This window comes from Saccharothrix ecbatanensis (assembly GCF_014205015.1).
Classification (GTDB): domain Bacteria; phylum Actinomycetota; class Actinomycetes; order Mycobacteriales; family Pseudonocardiaceae; genus Actinosynnema; species Actinosynnema ecbatanense.
Genome location: NZ_JACHMO010000001.1, coordinates 798,849 through 815,707, shown reverse-complemented (window position 1 = coordinate 815,707; position 16,859 = coordinate 798,849). Strand labels below are relative to the sequence as shown.

The following is a 16,859-nucleotide window of genomic DNA, read 5'->3' as shown; positions in this document are numbered from 1 at the left end:
GGAAGTTCACACCGCCGACTCCGGCCGCTGCAGAACCTCACCCGCATTAGCCGCGCGCCTTCTGTTAACGATCACACCACCTCAGCCGCAATGGGGAGTCGTCCATGCCCTCGCCCGCTCACCGCCGCCCGAGGCTCTGGCCCGCTGTCACGACGATCGCCCTGGTCGGCGCCACCCTCGCCTCGACCGGCCCACCGGGCCAAGCCGCCGACGGGTGGCAGCCCGCGTCCTCGTACACGTCCACCGACCAGGGGGACGGGACGTACTCCGTTCCGCTGCTCGGCTCGGACGTGCCGGACGTCAGCGTGGAGCGCGTGCCCGCGGCGGAGAACGACGAGGGCCGCGACGTCTACTACATGATCAGCACGACGATGCACCTGAGCCCCGGCGCGCCGATCATGAAGTCGTACGACCTCGTCAACTGGGAGATCGTCAACCACGTGTTCGACCGGTTGGGCGTCGGGGACTCGTTCTCGCTGCGCAACGGCCAGAACTCCTACGGCCAGGGCCAGTGGGCGTCGTCGCTGCGCTACCACGCCGGGAAGTTCTACGTCGCCTTCAACACCAACAACCTCGGCGGCTCCTACATCTACACCACCGACGACATCGAGGACGGCGCGTGGACCCGGCTGCCGCTGGGGCGGGCGTTCCACGACCCGTCGCTGTACTTCGACGAGCGGGACGGCGGCACGCCCTACATCTTCTACGGGTCGGGGTCGACCAGTGCGGTCAAGCTGGACGGCGACCTGACGCGCGTGGTGGCGGAGTACCCGAACATCCTGCGGCCCGCCGACCACCCCGGTTCCCCGTTCCTGGGCGGGCTGTTCGAGGGCGCCCAGGTGCAGTACATCGACGGGCACTACTACGTCGTGATCATCACCTGGCCGCCGGGCCAGGGTCGCCAGGTGGTCCTGTTCCGCTCGCCCCACCTGCTCGGGCGGTACGCGACGGCCGACGGCAGCAACCCGTACCAGGCCCGCGGCGCGCTGAACTCGAACGGGTTCGCGCAGGGCAGCCTCGTGCCGATCGCCCGTGACGGCGGCCGGACCGACTGGCACGGCATGTTCTTCCGCGACTCGTTCCCGGTCGGCCGCATCCCGGCCCTCATCCCCGCCACGTGGCAGGACGGCTGGCCGACCTTCGGCGACAACGGCGTGGTGCCGGTGAACGGGGTGTTCGACAAGCCGATCAGGCTCAGCCCCGCGCAGGAAAGGCTGGAGCGGCAGAAGAGCCTCGTCACCTCCGACGACTTCGCCAACGACGCGCCGCACAAGGCGTACATGGACGAGAAGTGGACCATCCCGTCCCCGCCGGACGTCGACGAGTCACTGCTCGGCGTGGAGTTGGTGCGCAACCCCGGCTTCGAGTCCGGCGCGGTGTCGCCGTGGGCGGGTCAGTTCGGCGCGCAGTTGGCGTTGGACGGCGCCGATCCGGCCGCCGGGTCGGCGGCGCTGAAGGTGGGCAACCGGACGGTCAACGGGTCGGGCCCCAACCAGTCCCTGGACGGCGTGTTGCAGCGCGGCGTGACGTACGCGGTGTCGGCGAAGGTCAAGTACTCGGCGGGACCGGCGAACGTGCGGTTCAACCTCGTCGTGGACTGGGGTTCGGGCGTGCAGGTGATGGCATCCGGTGACGTCCCGGCAGGCCGGTGGACTACGGTCTCCGGCCGGTACACCGTGCCGAGCACGGCCGACACAGCCAAGGTGAAGTTCGCGGTCGAGACCCCGTGGGGGAACCCGCAGCCGCCGTCATCGAGCGTGGAGTACCTGCTGGACGACGTCTCGGTCGTCGGGCAGCCCGTGACCACCGAGCACCCGACCGAGGCGGAGATCGCGCCCAACGGCTCCCGGCTGGACATGACCTGGCAGTGGAACCACGCCCCGGACAACCGCCACTGGTCGCTGACCGACCGCGACGGCTGGCTGCGGCTCACCACCGGCAAGGTCGTCACCGGCGACTACGTCTACACCAAGCTGTCGAACCGGGCCGAGCTGACGTGGTTCGAGGAAGCACGCAACACGCTGTCGCAGCGGACCTTCGGCCCCAAGGGCTCGGCGGAGACGAAGCTCGACTTCGCCGGGATGAAGAACGGCGACGTCGCGGGCCTGGCGATGTACAACCGCGGCTTCTCCTACGTCGCGGTGAAGCGGGTGGACGGGCGGAACACCCTCGGGGTGGTCAACCGGGTGCAGCCGTTCCCGGTCACGTTCGACCAGGCGACCGCTGAGCGCTTCGTGCCCGGCACCGAGGTCCCGCTCGGCGACGCCACCGTGGTCCACCTCAAGGGCGACGTGGAGTTCGACGCGCCGACCGGGCAGGGCTGGACGACGTTCTACTACAGCCTGGACGGGCTCGCGTGGCACAAGCTCGGTGATCGCGTCGGACCGCAGACGTTGGACGGCAGCCTCGCCCACTTCATGGGCCACCGGTGGGGACTGTTCGACTACGCGACACGACAGGCCGGCGGGAACGTCGACTTCGACCACTTCCTGCTCAGCGACACCCTCACGGCGGAAGGCAAGCCGCTCGGCACCGCCGCGCTGGACGCCGCGATCGCACACGCGCGCACCCTCAACGAGCACCACTACCCCGCCGACACGTGGGCCGCGATGCGCGCGGCGTTGAGGAAGGCCGAGGAGGCGCGGACGACGCGGGCGGGCACGCAGAACCAGGTCGACGCACCGGAACGGGCGTTGAGCCTGGAACTGGCCCGGCTCGGCGTGGCCAGGTTCCCGGTGGCGGTGTCGGCGTCGGCGCAGACCCGCTGCACGGGACCGAACGTGGCGCTCACCGTCGAGGTCACCAACCACGAAGCGGTACCGGTGGACGTCTCGGTCGAAACGCCGTACGGGACGAAGTCCTTCCACGACGTCAGGCCGGGCAGGACCCGTTCCCACCCGTTCACGACCGGTGAGCGGGACGTGCCGGCGGGTTCGGCAGCGGTCACCGCGTCCGCGACGGTCGACGGCGAGCCGCGGACGGTCGACCTCGCAGCCCCCTACCAAGCGCGCACCTGCCGGTGAGCGCAGCCCAGAACCCCCACACCCAGGACAAGGAGAACCACGTGCACCGACAACGTCCACAGCGGTCGGGACGGCGCAGAGCCGTCGTCCTCGCCGCCGTCGGCGCTCTGCTCGCGGGCGGTCTCGCGGCCACCCCGACCGCGATGGCCGCCGAGCCCAACCTCATCACCAACCCGGGCTTCGAGGACGGCCTGTCCGGGTGGACCGTCAACAGCGGGAACGCCACCGACGGCGCGGCCCTGTCCCCCACCGGCGACGCCTACTCGGGCGCCGGGGCGGTGCTGGTGACGAACCGGAAGACGACCGGTTCGGGACCGGCCCAGGACCTGGCAGGCAAGGTGCAGGCCGGGAAGACGTACACCGTCACCGCACGGGTGAAGTACGAGAACCCGGAAAGCCCCGCCACCAAGCAGTTCTTCGCGACCATGCACTACGGCGGCTCGACCTACACCAACCTGGGCACCGGCACCGTGCCGCGCGGGCAGTGGGGGTTGCTCCAGGGCACGTTCACGATCCCGGCGGGGCAGGGCGTCACGACGCCGCGGTTGTTCGTGGAGACGCCGTGGACGGCCGATCCGGCGTCCGCGCCGGCGACCCACCTGATGGACTTCAAGGTGGACGACGTCGCGCTGCGGGAGTTCACCCCGTCGACCACCATCGAGGTCCTCGGCAAGAACCCCGGTGAGGGCAACCCGCTGATCTCCCACAAGTTCGGCGCCGACGGCAACGCGTTCGCGCACGGTGGTCGGGTCTACGTGTACATGACCAACGACACGCAGGTGTACAACCCGGGCCCGGACGGGACCTCCCCCACCAACACCTACGGCGGGATCAACACGATCACCGTGATCTCGTCCGACGACCTGGTCAACTGGACCGACCACGGCGAGATCCCGGTGGCCGGGCCCAACGGCCTGGCGAAGTACGCGTCGCAGTCGTGGGCGCCCGCGGTCGAGAGCCGGGTGGTCGACGGCAAGGAGCAGTTCTTCCTCTACTTCGCCAACAACGGCGCCGCCACCGGCGTTCTGGTCGGCGACTCGCCGCTCGGCCCGTGGCGCGACGAGCGCGGCAGCCTGCTCATCACCGGCCAGACCCCCGGCGCCTCGGACGGCCGCAACTGGCTGTTCGACCCGGGCGTGTTCATCGACGACGACGGTCAGGGCTACCTCTACTTCGGCGGTGGTGGCAACGACAACTCCAACTCCTACGAGAACACCAACCACCCGAAGTCCACGCGCGTCATCAAGCTCGGTGCCGACATGATCAGCACCGAGGGCGCGGCCGAGACCATCGACGCGCCGTTGATGTTCGAGGCCGGTCACGTCTTCAAGCGTGACAACAAGTACTACTACTCGTACTCGTCCAACTTCGGGTTCGGCGGTCCGATCGACCCGAACGGCCCGCCGACCGGCGCGATCGCCTACCTCGTGGCCGACAGCCCGATGGGCCCGTGGACGCCCGACAAGTACGCGGGGGTCATCTTCAAGAACCCCGGCAACTACTTCGGCGCCGGCGGCAACAACCACCAGTCCGTCTTCGAGTTGGACGGCGAGCACTACTTCACCTACCACGCGCAGACGTTGAACCGCCGCATCACCGGCGGTGCGACGCAGGGGTTCCGCAGCCCGCACATCGCGAAGCTGGAGTTCAACCCCGACGGCACGGTGAAGGAGGTCATCGGCACCTTCGACGGCGCCGAGCAGATCCGCCACCTCGACCCCTACCGGGTGATCGAGGCGGAGACCATCGCGTGGCAGCAGGGGTTGGCCACCAAGCGGCTCAACGCGCCCAACGACGTGCCGCAGCTCGCTCTGCACGACGTCGACAACGGTGACTGGACGTCACTCTCGTCGGCGGACTTCGGGACCGGCGCCACCGGTGTGTCGGCACGCGTCAAGCCGCTCACCGACGGAACGAGCGTCCAGGTCCGCCTGGACGACCGCACCGGACCCGTGGTCGCCACCATCCCGGTCGACGGGCCGACCGGCGAGTGGACCGAGGTCGGGACCGAACTCGGTGGTGTCACGGGGGTCCACGACGTGTACTTCACGTTCGTCGGACCCGAAGGCCGGGACCTGCTGGAGGTCGACAGCTGGCAGTTCGCCAAGCCGTCGCTGAAGGTCGAGGGGGCCGCGGACACCCAGTGCGCCGGGCCGAACGTGAAGCTGACCGTGCACGTGACCAACGACGAGTCGGCGACGGTCGACTTCGTGGTCGAGACGCCTTACGGCACGAAGTCGTTCGATGACGTCGAGGCGGGCAAGACCCGGTTCCACCCGTTCATGACGCGGCAGTCGGCCGTGGCGGCGGGAACGGCGGAGGTGACGGCGAAGGCGGTGGTCGACGGGCACGAGGTGTCGACCGCGCTCTCGGTGCCGTACGACGCGCGCACCTGTCGTTGACCGGTGAGGCGGCCCGGGAGTTCCGGGCCGCCTCGTCCCGTCAGGCGGTGGTGCAGGCCATGCCGTTGAGGGTGAAGGAGGACGGTTTGGCGGTGTTGCCGCTGTGGGTCGCCTGGAAGCCGATGCCGATGGAGGCGTTCGGGGGGATCGAGGCGTTGTAGCTGACGTTGCGAGCCGTCACCTGGCCTGAGTTGGGCGAGTAGGTGGCGCTCCAGCCGGAGGTGATGGTCTGGCCGCTGGGCAGGGTGAAGGCCAGGGACCAGCCGTTGATCGCCGTGGCGCCGGTGTTGGTGATGGTGATGCTCTCGGTCAGGCCGGTGTTCCAGGCGTTCACGGTGGTGGCGACGCGGCAAGTGCCAGGCGGCTGCGTGGTCGTCGTGGTGGACGTAGTCGTCGTGGTCGAGGTTGTGGTCGTGGTGGAGGTCGGATCGCCAGGGCGGTCCAGGCCGAAGAACGCGATGGCCTGTGCGGCCATGCCTCCGCTGGGCAGGCTGTGCCCGGCGCCTTGGACGCTGTACGCCTCCACCAGCGTGGTGCCGGTGGTGTCGTTGTAGCGGCGGCGGTTCCAGTTGGTCTGCGGTGTGTCGGTGGACGTGGGCGTCTGGCTCAACCCGAACACGTTCGTCCACTGCTCGATCGACTCTTGGAGCAGCGCGTACGGCACGAGGGTGTCGTTGGTGCCGTGCCAGAGCTGGACGCGCGGTCGGGTGCCGGTGAAGCCGGGGTATGCCTGCCGGACCGCGTCACCCCACTGCTGCGGGGTGCGGTTGGCGCCTCCACTGCCGGTGCACTTGCTGCTGCCGGGCGGGAAGTCGGCGGCGTTGGCGAAGCAGTTGAACGGCACGCCCATGAACGCCGCCCCCGACTTGAACACGTCCGGGTAGAGCGCCAGCATGTGGTTGGTCATCATCCCGCCGGACGACGAACCGGTGGCGTAGACGCGATTCGGGTCACCGCCGTAGCGCTGCTGGACATAGTTGACCATCGACACGATCGAGACCGGGTCGCTGCCGCCGCCGCGGCGCTTGGCGGCGTCGGACCAGGTGTCGAAGCACTTGCCGAACCCGGCCTCCTGCTGCGCGCTCGGGTAGATCACGACGAACCCGTGCCGGTCGGCCAGTGAGGCGAACTCGCTGCCCGAGTAGAAGCCCGGCCCGGAACCGCCGCAGCCGTGCATGGCCACCACGATCCCCGGGTCGGCCGGGCGCGAGTCGGGCGCGTAGACGTGCATCCGCATCCCGCCCGGGTTGCTGCCGAAGCCGGTGACCTCGGTCAACGAGGCCGCGACGGCGGGCGCGGGCGCGACGGTGGCGAGGCCCGCCACGACCAGTGACGCCGCCGCGGCTAACAACAAGCTGGGTTTGGCCTTCATGCGCTCGGCTCCCTCGGTTCGCGCACGGATATATGACACTTAGCGTGTCGACCGGTCGCAAAACTGTCAATCGACCGTCTTGACAGCCCCGCTTGCGCCACCCGCGAGCCGGTTACAGTCGGTGCCGAACGCCCCCCGAGCCGCAGCGGAGCCGCCGTGACCAGCCCGTACGACATCGAGGAGATCTTTCCGGGCGACGGGGTCCGGCTCCCCCGGCGACAACACGGCAACTCGCCGCAGGGTCTGACCGTGACCCTGATGGCCGACTACACCTTGAGCACCCGCGCCTGGCTGCCGTCGGCGGCGATCGTGGCGCTGCTCGCCGAGGCGGGCGTCAGCTCGACCGGAGCCCGCGCCACCATCAGCCGGCTCGCCCGCCGCGGCGTGCTGGAAGTCAGCAAACAGGGCCGCACGAGCTCCTACCGGCTCACCACGGCCGCCGCCCACAACCTCGCCTCCGGCGGCCGTGCCATCGCCTCCGCCGCCACCGGCACCTCGACGTGGGACCAGCGGTGGACGCTCATCGCCTTCTCCCTGCCCCAGGAAGAGGTCACCCGGCGGCGCGAACTCCGCGGCCGGCTGCGCTGGCTCGGTTACGCGCCCCTCTACGACGGCCTCTGGATCTCGCCTCACGACCTGACCGACAAGCTCACAGCACTGCTGGCCGACCTCGCTTTCGGCGCCATGACCGTGTTCCGCGCCCGCCACGTGGACTTCGGCGCGACGATCGGCCGCGAGCCCCTCGACGCCTGGGACACCGCCGCCATCGGCCGGCACTACGACGCCTTCATCCAGCGCTGGAACCCGCTGCTGCGGGACATCCGAGGCTCTCGGATCACCGGCGCCGAGGCGGTCCGCACCCGTACCGAGGTCATGGACACCTACCGCCGCCTGCCCATCCTCGACCCGGGCCTGCCCCTCGACCTGCTGCCTCCGGGATGGCCGCGCATGGCCGCCCGCGACCTGTTCACCGCCGTCTACGACGGTCTCGCCGGCCCCGCCGAGGATCACGTGCGAGCCGTCGCCGGCCGGTTCACCACGGACCCGCTCACCGACTTGCGGGCGCACACCGTCGCCGACCTGTCCGCGCGAGTTCTCGGCACCCTCGATCCCGCCACCGGATCGGGGCGTTGACCTGTCCCGAGACCTGCGGCCGTCCCCCGTAGGTCGGGACGGCCGCAGGCCCGCGGTCAGGAGCGCTCGGCGTCGTCGGGTGGACCGTCGTCGAGTGGACCGTGGTCGAACCAGTCGAACCACGCGGTGCCCTCGGTGACGTACATGCCGATCACCCGCCCGGTGAACCCGGTGGCCACCTCCGTCGACAGGTACCTGCCGTCCAGTTCGGCCAGTGGTTCCGGGTCCTCGCCGATGTGGAACGCGATGTAGTCGGGCGCGGCGACGTGCAGGCCCGCCCGCCTCTCCTCCTCCTCGGACCACTTCCGGGCCGACCGGGTGGTGATCACGAGGGTCACCGGACCCGGGACCACGGCACGCGTGGCCACGCTCGTGCGCAGGGGGCCGATGCGGGCGATGACCGTGGCCTGCCCGTCGGCCACCTCCAGGTCGTAGTGGTGGCCCTCGTCCAGTCGCACCGTCAGGCCGGCACGCCCGGCGACGTGGTCGAGCAGCACCGCGGTTCGGCTCTCGGGGTGCTGCTGGCGTCGGCCGAGGAACGTGCAGCCCGGCTCGTCCAATGTGGACCCGGTGGCGTGCAGGGCGAGCCACCCCGGCCGCTCGACCAGCGACCAGGAACCGTCCGGGCGCGACCGCGGCGAGATCCACCACGGCGCGAGCCCGGCGGAGTCGAAGTCGTCGCGCTGCGGGGCCACCTCCACCGTCCGCGCACCGCCCGGCGCCTGTTCCCTCAGCCGCACGGGACCGACGCGCGGCCAACCGTCCTCCCACCGCACGGGCGTGAGGAACGTTTCCCGGCCCAGGACGTGGAACTTGGGGCTGTACCCGACCGGACGGGTGGCCAGCAGGACCATCCACCACTCCCCGTCCGGAGTGGTCACGAGGTCGGCGTGGCCGGTGCTCTGGATCGGGTGGCTCGTGCTCCGGTGCGACAGGATCGGGTTGCCGGGCGCCGACTCCCACGGACCCCGCGGCGAGGGGGCGCGTGCCATGGTCACGGCGTGGCCGCGTTCGGTGCCGCCCTCGGCGATCATCAGGTACCACCACTCCCCGATGCGGTACAGGTGGGGCGCTTCCGGCCACTGCAACCCGGTCCCGGCCCAGGCCGGGAACGGTCCCTCCAGCACCTTCCCGGCTTCGGGGTCCACGCGGGCGATCTGCACGCCGTCGAAGGCGGGCCCGTGGGCTCCGGCGAACGCGGACCAGCAGTTGCCGTCGTCGTCCCAGACCAGGTCGGGGTCGATGCCGGGCAGGTCGATCCACACCGGTTCCGACCAGGGGCCTTCGGGCCGCTCCGCGGTGACGACGAAGTTGCCGCCGTGCGAGACGTTCGTGGTGATCATCCAGAACCGGCCGTCGTGGTGCCGGATCGTGGGCGCGTAGATGCCGTCGGACGCCATCGCGTCGGCGGGCAGCGGCAGCTGGGACGGGCGGTCCAGGACGTTGCCGATCTGCCGCCAGTTCACCAGATCGGGGCTGTGGAAGATCGGCACGCCCGGGAAGTACTCGAAGCTGGAGCACACCAGGTAGTAGTCGTCACCGACCCGGCACACGCTGGGATCGGGGTGGAACCCGGGGATCACGGGGTTGTCGTAGAACGACGCCTCGGACTTCGGTGAGGTCATGGTTTCCCTTGTTGTGCGAGGGCTTCAGCCCTTGAAGGCGCCTTCGAGGATCCCGGCGACCATGCGGCGTCCGACGATGACGAACAGCACGACGAGCGGGATCGTGGCCAGGAAGGAGCCGGACATGGCCAGGCCGAGGTCCACGTCGAGGCTGTTCTGGAGCGCCTTGATCGCGATCTGGGCGGTGTAGCGCTCGGGCGACTTGAGCACGATGAACGGCCACAGGAAGTCGTTCCACGCGGTGACGAACCCGAACAGGCCGAGCACGAACGCGGCCGGGCGCACGATCGGGAACGCGATGCGCCAGAACACCTGCCCCGTGCTCGCGCCGTCGATGCGGGCCGCTTGCATCAGCTCGTCGCTGATCGTGGCCGAGATGTGCTGGCGCATCCAGAAGATGCCGAACGCGCTGGCCAGGCCGGGCACGATCAGCGCCTGGAGGGTGTCGACCCAGCCCAGCTCGGACATGATCATGTACTGCGGGATGACCGAGAGCTGCGTGGGCACCGTCATCGTGAGCACGACGATCACGAACAGGGTGTTGCGGCCGGGGAACTGGAGCTTCGCGAAGGCGAACCCGGCCAGCGAGCACAGCACCGCCTGCCCGACGCCGATCGCGGTCGACACGGCGAGGCTGTTGAGCAGTGACTGCACGAACGGCACAGTCTCCAGGACCAGGCCCATGAGGTGGAAGAAGTTGCCGCCGGGCACGACCTCGGGAGGCATCTCCGTCGCGGTCGCCGTGTCGGTGGTGGCGACGATGAACATCCAGTACAGCGGGAACAGGCACGCGGCGGTGGCCGCGGACAGCAGGAGGTAGGTCCACCAGCGGACCCGGCCGGGGCGCCGGCCGCGCGTCGTGGTGCTCGTCATCGGTCCGCCTTGATCCGGGTGGACAGCACGAAGTTGATCGCGGCGATCGCCACGACCATGACGAACAGGGCGACCCCGATCGCCGAGCCGTAGCCGAACTCGAACTGCCCGAAGCCCTGCTCGTACAGGAACAACGTCAACGTCTGGCACTGGCGCACCGCGCCGCAGGTCAGCCCCGACCCGGTCAGCAGCGGCTCGGTGAAGATCTGCAAGCCGCCGATGGTGGACGTGACCACGGTGAAGATGATCACCGGTCGCAGCGAGGGGACGGTGATGTGCCGGAAGCGCTGCCACGGCCCCGCGCCGTCGATGGCCGCGGCCTCGAACACCGCCCGCGGCACCGATTGCAGCGAGGCGAGGTAGAGCAGCGTGGTGTAGCCGAACCACCGCCAGGTCACCATCGTGGCGATGAGGACGTGGCTGCCCCAAGTGGACTGGACGAAGTCCACCGGCTCGACCCCGACCAGCCCGAGCAGCCAGTTGAGCAGCCCGTAGTCGCGGTCGAACAGCTGCGCGAAGACGACCGCCGTCGCCGCCACCGAGGTGATGTAGGGCACCATCACCGACATCCGGAAGAACAGCGCGAACCGGAGCCGGGCGTTGTTGAGCACGTGCGCCAGCACCAGGGCCAGCAGCAACTGCGGGATCGTGGACAGCGCCCAGATGCTCACCGTGTTGCCCGCGGCGTTCCAGAACCGCGGGTCGGCGAACATGCGGGTGAAGTTGTCCGTGCCGATGAACACCTGGTCGCCGATGGGGTTCCAGTCGAACAGGGCCACATAGAAGGTGAAGGCGAGCGGGAACAGCCCGAACACCCCGAACAGGACGAAGAACGGGGCGATGTAGGCGTACGCCGAAAGGCGCTCGGCGAGCCCCCTGCCTCTGGGCGAGGCAGGGGGCGGCAGTTCGGCCGAAGGCGCCGGTGTGAGCGTGGCGGTCACGGCGGTCACTCGCCGATGGCGGTCTTGATGTTGCGCACCGCGTCGTCCCACGCGGTGGCCGGGTTGCCGCCGCCCTGCTCGACGTTGGTGATGGCGTCGAGGAACTCCTGGCCGATGGCGGCGCTGTCCGGACCGATGTAGAACGGCTTGAGACCCAGCAGCGACTCGGTGTAGATCTTGCCGGTCGGCGCGTCGGAGAAGAACGGGTCCTTGCCGTCGGTGAGCTTGGGGTCCTTGTAGACCGACGGGGTCGAGGGCAGCGCGCCGACGCGGGTGAAGTGCTCCAGCTGCCCGGCGGGCGACTGCATCTCCTTGATGTAGTTCCAGGCGGCCTGCGGGTTCTTCGCGCCCTTCGGGATGGCCAGGTAGCTGCCGCCCCAGTTGCCGGAGGCGCCGGGAATCCTGGCGATGTCCCACTTGCCCTTGGTGTCGGGTGCGGTGCTGCGGATGCTGTTGAGCATCCACGACGGTGCGGACACCGCGGCGTACGCGCCCTGGCCCATGCCTGCGCTCCACGCGCTCTCGAACGACGACTGCCCGGCGGTGATCCCGGAGGTGGCCGCCTTGATGCCTAGCTCGAACGCCGCCTTCACCTGCGGGTTGGTGCCGTAGACCACCTTGCGGTCATCGCTGTAGTACTTCTCCGAGACCTGGTTGACCGCCTGGTAGAACACGCTGGTCGCCGCGTTGTCGGTGAACGCCTTGCCGGTGGCCTGCTTGTAGCGCTTACCGGTCTCGATGAACGCGTCCCACGTCGGCCACAGCGCGCTCACGGCCTCACGGTCGGTCGGCAGCCCGGCTGCCGCGAACAGGTCGGTCCGGTACGCCACGGCCATGCCGCCCACGTCGGTGGGGACCCCCAGGACCTCACCGTCCTTGGCGACGCTCTGCTTCCACACCCAGTCCAGGTAGTCGCCCTTGACGTCGTCGGCGCCCAACGTCCGCAGGTCCACGAAGTTCTGCGGCTGGTCGACGAACTGCGGCAGGTTGTCGCCCTGGATCAGCACCAGGTCCGGCACCTTCCCGCCGGCCAGCGCGGTCGTCAGCGACTGTGCGGTCTCGGTGGAGGAGCCCACCTCGGTCAGCTTGATCTGGACGTCCGGGTGCTTCGCCTGGTACGCGTCGACGGTCAGCTTCTGGTTGATGGCGGAGAAGGACCAGAACTCGAACGACTTGCCGTCCCCTCCCCCGCCGCCGCCTGTACCGGGTGTGCAGGCGGTGGCGAGGGCCAGGACCGTGGCGGTGCAGAGCAGGGGCAAGCGGAGTTTCACGGCGCTTCTCCAAGGTGGGCGAGAACAGGCGGCACCGCCACCGTGCGATTGGCTACCGCAGGCCGGCGATCGTGTGAACCGGGGTCGAGAGCCGGCCCCAGCCTGCGACCGAAACTTTCGCGCTCGACGCCGATTGTTAACGCTCACGACAGTAAGCTGTGTCACAAGGGCCGTCAAGAACCCTTGCTACGCGGTGAACTGCCACCAGTTGACGTTGAACAGGTAGCCGCTGCCGCCGGTGAACCGGAGGTAGAGGTCGCGAGTGCCCGTCGCGCCGCTGATCGGGCAGGAGACCGTGGTCCAGTTCTGCCAACCTCCGGTGCCCGAGACGCCGCAACGTCCCACCACCGCCCCGCTCGGGCTGTCCAGTCGGACCTCGATCGCGCCGCCGGCGGTGCCGGAAGCGACCCGTGCGCTGAACGACCTCGCGCCGCCGCCGAACGCGGCGCCCTTGACCTTGGTGTAGTCGCCGTTCTCGATCCAGCCCACGTTCATGCCGCCCTCGGCAGACGGCTCGGTCTCGATGCCCGAACCCCAGGCGATCGTCTCGGCCTCCTGGCGGACGAACGGGTTGAGCGTGCCCGCCTGCGGTGCGCCGCCCGTCGTCATGTTGATGGTCGGGATCGTGCCGTCGGCGTTGTAGTTGAACCTCTCCACCGCCACGGACCGGGTGAAGCCGCCACCGCCCGGCAGAGCGCCGTTGTGGTAGAAGAAGTAGGAGCTGCCCTTGAAGTCGATGATCCCGGCGTGGTTGGTGAAGCTGCTGCCTTGCGTGGGCATGATCGTGCCGCGGTAGGTCCACGGCCCGGTCGGGCTGGGCGCGGTCGAGTAGGCGATGAACTCCGAGCAGCACTTGGCCGCGAACACGTTGTAGTACAAGCCGTTGCGCTTGTAGACCCACGGGCCTTCCTCGTAGAGGGTCGGCCTGGCGGCGTCTCCGGTGCGCGAACCGAAGCCCGCCGTGGTGAGCGGGATCCGCGTGGGACTGCCGGAGAAGGAGGTCATGTCGGCGTTGAGCCGCACGTACCACAGGTTCGGGTTGCCCCAGTACAAGTACGCCTGGCCGTTGTCGTCGATGAAGACGGTCGGGTCGATCTCACCGTTCTCCACCAGCGGTCGGCCGATCGCGTCGCGGAACGGGCCGGCGGGGCTGTCGGCGACACCGACGCCGATGGCCATGCGGCCGGTGGCGCGGTTGACGACGGGCACGTACCAGTAGAACTTGCCGTTGCGCTCGATCGCCTGGCCCGCCCACGCGTCCTTGCTCGCCCAGGCGAACGTGCCGACGTTCATCGGCGAACCGTGGTCGGTCCAGTTCACCATGTCTCCGGAGGACCAGACCCGCCACTCCTTCATGGTGAACCAGGTCGAGCCGTCCTCGTCGTGTCCTGTGTAGAGGTACACGCGTCCGTTGTGGACCAATGGCGCCGGGTCTGCGGTGTAGACGTGTTGCACGATCGGGTTGTCGGCCTTGGCCATCGCGGGCGCGAGCGCCAGGACGCAGAGGATCGCGGTGAGCAGGGCGCCCACCCGCCGCGGGATCGCCGAGGACAACGGCGTCGACTTCATGATGAACCTCCAGGAACGGCACCGGTCGGCCGGTGGGAGAGGGTGCGGACAGCCCACCCGGTCGGCTGGCTGTGGAAGATCGGCACGCCCGGGAAGTACTCGAAGCTGGAGCACACCAGGTAGTAGTCCTCGCCCACCCGGCACACGCTCGGGTCCGGGAGGGAGCCACCGATCACGGGCTGGTGGTAGGTGAGCACGGTGCTGCTCCCGGTGTCGGGTGACGGGTCGGCCGGCGTGTGCTGTGCCTCGTCAGACGCGGGTCCACTTCTGGTTGGCCTGTCCGTTGCACGTCCAGAGGATCAAGGTGGACCCGTTGGCGGTGGCCGCCTGGTTGACGTCCAGGCAGAGCCCGGCTTGGGCGTTGCGGACGGAACCGTCGGTCTGGAACGTCCAACGCTGGTTCGCCTGGCCGTTGCACGACCAGATGATCACGCGGGTGCCGTTGGCCGTGCCCTGGTTGTAGGCGTCGAGGCACTTGTCGCCGAAGACGCGGATCTCACCGTTCGCCCACGTCGTCCACAGCTGGTTGGCCGCGGTGTGGCAGTCCCAGATGAGGGTGGCCGTGCCGGAGGCGGACGAGGCGTTGTCCACGTCCACGCAGCGGCCCGAGCCGGTGCCGCGCAGGCGCGAGGTCGTGGCGGCCGACGGCGTGCCGCCGGACACCCGGAAGACGGCCGAGCCGTGCGCCGGGACGCTCGCCGAGATCTGGCCGGCGCTGCCGGACGCGGCGCCCGTCCACAGGTCGGTGAGGGTGAACGAACCGCCGGCCAGGCCGACCTGCGCCGCCGTCGTGGTGATGGTGGCGGTGCCGCTGCCCCGGTTGATCAGGCCGACTGCCACCGAACCGTCGGACAGGGACTTGGCGAAGACCTCGGCGTTGCCGTCGTCGCGCACGCGCCGCCCGCCCGCGCCGAGCCGGTCCTGGTTCACCGCGATCAGTCGCGCGTTGCGCAAGGTGGCGCTGATGTCGGCCGACATGGACCGGATGTCGTTGCCCGCCATGAGGGGTGAGGCCATCAACGCCCACAGGGCGAAGTGGGTGCGGGACTCGGTCAGCGTCAAGCCGGGGCGGCCGACGACAAGCATGTCGGGGTCGTTCCAGTTGCCCGGACCGGTCTGCGCGGCCAGCGGCGCGGTGACGTCGAGGACGTTGCCCACACCCATGGGGTAGCTGTTGGTGTTGCCGTTCTGCCAGATGTCGAGCAGGTCTTCGGTCGTCCGCCACAGGTCGGCGACCTCGCCCCAGTCGTACTTGTCGCCCGTCGGCGCGTGGAAGCTGTTGGAGTTGATGCTGTAGACGATCGGACGGCCGGTGGCGCGCAGCGCGTCGCGCATGATCGTGAACCGGGCGATCTGCTCGTCCCGGGTGCCGCTGCCCGAGCACCAGTCGTACTTGAGGTAGTCCACACCCCACGAGGCGAACGACCGGGCGTCCTGGACCTCGTGCCCCTTGCTGCCCGTGGAACCGGGGTGGGTGCCGACGCCCTGCGCGCAGGTCTTCTCGTTGGGCGCCTGGTAGATCCCGAACTTCAGTCCCCGCGCGTGGATGTAGTCGCCCAACGCCTTCATGCCGCTGGGGAACTTCGTCGGGTGGGCACGCAGGTTGCCCGCGCTGTCGCGGTTCGGGTCGAACCAGCAGTCGTCCACGACCACGTACTGGTAGCCGGCGTCGCGCATCCCGGAGGACACCATCGCGTCGGCGGCCTGCCGGACCTGCCCCTCGGTGATGCCGCAACCGAAGCTGTTCCAGCTGTTCCACCCCATCGGCGGGGTGAGCGCCGTGCTGCCGGGCGCGGCCTGCGCGACGGGGGTGGCGACCGGTGCCGCGGTGAGCACGCCAAGCGCCATGACTGCCGCCACGGCAAGGTGGAGCCCTGGGATTCGTCGCATCGGAATTCCCCACGTCGACATTGACGGCGCTCAGCGCGGCGGGATCACGCCGGGAAAGCGGAGCGGCCTTGGCTGTGACGCCACAGTAACCACGTCCCGACAGCGCGGTCAAAGCTAAAATTGTGAGCGCTAACTTTAGCTAGATTGGCCCGGCAGTACGGTCCAGGGCGCTCAAACTGCACCCCATTCATGCAGCAGGGGGAGCATTTAGGCCGGAGATTACTCCGTTCAGCCGCTTGAACGGGACCCGACCTTCGCTTCGGCCTGTGAGCGTGAACAACGCTCCTGCGACAGCTCTGCCGCGTCGGTGCGGGCACGAGCGCGACCGAGTCGCCGAGCTGGACGGACATCGGCACGCGGTGCACGACAGGTGCGCCCTTGGGCCGGGTCCGCCGCTCCGCCGCCGCGAAGAGCACCTCCACCGGCCGTCTGGACGTGGAACCACTTCCTGCTGTCGATCGTGCTGGTGGACGACCCCGCGCGACGGACGGCGGCGGGTGCGCTCGGCGCGCCCCAAGGCCGGTGGGGCACGGACGTGCCCCTGCTCTGCGCCGGATCGCTGCTGCTCATCGCCCCATTGCCGCTGATGTTCGCAATGCTGCGCCGAGAGCTAAATTGTTTGCGCTAACTTTAGCTCCGTAGGCGGATTTCACTGTCGAACAGCGTTCGACCTGGACACGTCCCCGACCTGTCCGAAACATTTGCGTGACGTCTTGACCCAGCGTGTGTCATCGTTCACAGTCTGAAGACGCGACAGGT

11 protein-coding genes are annotated in these 16,859 nt (G+C 69.3%); 3 read left to right on the top strand and 8 right to left on the bottom strand.

The window, feature by feature from the left end; translation table 11 throughout:
* Positions 1-104 precede the first annotated feature (104 nt).
* Together F4560_RS03695 and F4560_RS03690 are read left to right on the top strand one after the other, a co-directional pair.
* The gene (locus F4560_RS03695; protein WP_184916228.1) at positions 105-3,023 is read left to right on the top strand and encodes a beta-xylosidase family glycoside hydrolase; all 2,919 of its coding nucleotides are present in this window, start codon (positions 105-107) and stop codon (positions 3,021-3,023) included.
* The gene (locus tag F4560_RS03690; RefSeq protein ID WP_221483319.1) at positions 3,020-5,425 is read left to right on the top strand and encodes a family 43 glycosylhydrolase; all 2,406 of its coding nucleotides are present in this window, start codon (positions 3,020-3,022) and stop codon (positions 5,423-5,425) included. The genes F4560_RS03695 and F4560_RS03690 overlap by 4 nt, the downstream gene beginning before the upstream one ends.
* Before the next feature lie 40 nt (positions 5,426-5,465).
* Here F4560_RS03690 and F4560_RS03685 read toward each other — a convergent pair whose 3' ends face one another.
* Positions 5,466-6,797 (bottom strand): extracellular catalytic domain type 1 short-chain-length polyhydroxyalkanoate depolymerase, encoded by a 1,332-nt coding sequence (locus F4560_RS03685; RefSeq protein ID WP_184916223.1) that lies wholly within the window; start codon positions 6,795-6,797, stop codon positions 5,466-5,468.
* A 156-nt stretch (positions 6,798-6,953) separates the two neighbouring features.
* Between F4560_RS03685 and F4560_RS03680 the strand changes: the two genes are divergently transcribed.
* Positions 6,954-7,931, top strand: a complete 978-nt coding sequence (locus F4560_RS03680; RefSeq protein WP_184916220.1) for a PaaX family transcriptional regulator — start codon at positions 6,954-6,956, stop codon at positions 7,929-7,931.
* A gap of 56 nt (positions 7,932-7,987) precedes the next feature.
* On the opposite strand, the gene F4560_RS03675 is transcribed toward F4560_RS03680, so the two are convergent.
* The 7 genes from F4560_RS03675 to F4560_RS03645 all read right to left on the bottom strand — a co-directional run bounded on the left by F4560_RS03675 (position 7,988) and on the right by F4560_RS03645 (position 16,100).
* Positions 7,988-9,556, bottom strand: coding sequence for a glycoside hydrolase family 43 protein (locus tag F4560_RS03675; RefSeq protein WP_184916217.1), 1,569 nt, complete (start codon positions 9,554-9,556; stop codon positions 7,988-7,990).
* A gap of 24 nt (positions 9,557-9,580) precedes the next feature.
* The gene (locus F4560_RS03670; protein ID WP_184916214.1) at positions 9,581-10,429 is read right to left on the bottom strand and encodes a carbohydrate ABC transporter permease; all 849 of its coding nucleotides are present in this window, start codon (positions 10,427-10,429) and stop codon (positions 9,581-9,583) included.
* Positions 10,426-11,379: a carbohydrate ABC transporter permease gene (locus F4560_RS03665; protein WP_184916213.1), complete on the bottom strand. Its 954-nt coding sequence runs from the start codon at positions 11,377-11,379 to the stop codon at positions 10,426-10,428. The genes F4560_RS03670 and F4560_RS03665 overlap by 4 nt, the downstream gene beginning before the upstream one ends.
* Positions 11,376-12,641, bottom strand: coding sequence for an ABC transporter substrate-binding protein (locus F4560_RS03660; protein ID WP_221483318.1), 1,266 nt, complete (start codon positions 12,639-12,641; stop codon positions 11,376-11,378). Before F4560_RS03660 ends, F4560_RS03665 begins: the two co-directional genes overlap by 4 nt.
* 186 nt (positions 12,642-12,827) lie before the next feature.
* On the bottom strand, positions 12,828-14,210 hold the full coding sequence (locus tag F4560_RS03655) for a glycoside hydrolase family 43 protein (RefSeq protein WP_184916210.1): 1,383 nt from the start codon (positions 14,208-14,210) through the stop codon (positions 12,828-12,830).
* Positions 14,207-14,407, bottom strand: a complete 201-nt coding sequence (locus tag F4560_RS45380; RefSeq protein WP_312868348.1) for a family 43 glycosylhydrolase — start codon at positions 14,405-14,407, stop codon at positions 14,207-14,209. The genes F4560_RS03655 and F4560_RS45380 overlap by 4 nt, the downstream gene beginning before the upstream one ends.
* Positions 14,408-14,459: 52 nt before the next feature.
* Positions 14,460-16,100: a glycoside hydrolase family 27 protein gene (locus F4560_RS03645; protein WP_184916208.1), complete on the bottom strand. Its 1,641-nt coding sequence runs from the start codon at positions 16,098-16,100 to the stop codon at positions 14,460-14,462.
* Between the last annotated feature and the right edge of the window lie 759 nt (positions 16,101-16,859).

Coding starts and splice junctions, on each gene's coding strand:
- F4560_RS03655 (WP_184916210.1), bottom strand. CDS start 14,210: ATGAAGTCGACGCCGTTGTCCTCGGCGATCCCGCGGCGGGTGGGCGCC.
- F4560_RS03695 (WP_184916228.1), top strand. CDS start 105: ATGCCCTCGCCCGCTCACCGCCGCCCGAGGCTCTGGCCCGCTGTCACG.
- F4560_RS03675 (WP_184916217.1), bottom strand. CDS start 9,556: ATGACCTCACCGAAGTCCGAGGCGTCGTTCTACGACAACCCCGTGATC.
- F4560_RS03670 (WP_184916214.1), bottom strand. CDS start 10,429: ATGACGAGCACCACGACGCGCGGCCGGCGCCCCGGCCGGGTCCGCTGG.
- F4560_RS03685 (WP_184916223.1), bottom strand. CDS start 6,797: ATGAAGGCCAAACCCAGCTTGTTGTTAGCCGCGGCGGCGTCACTGGTC.
- F4560_RS03645 (WP_184916208.1), bottom strand. CDS start 16,100: ATGCGACGAATCCCAGGGCTCCACCTTGCCGTGGCGGCAGTCATGGCG.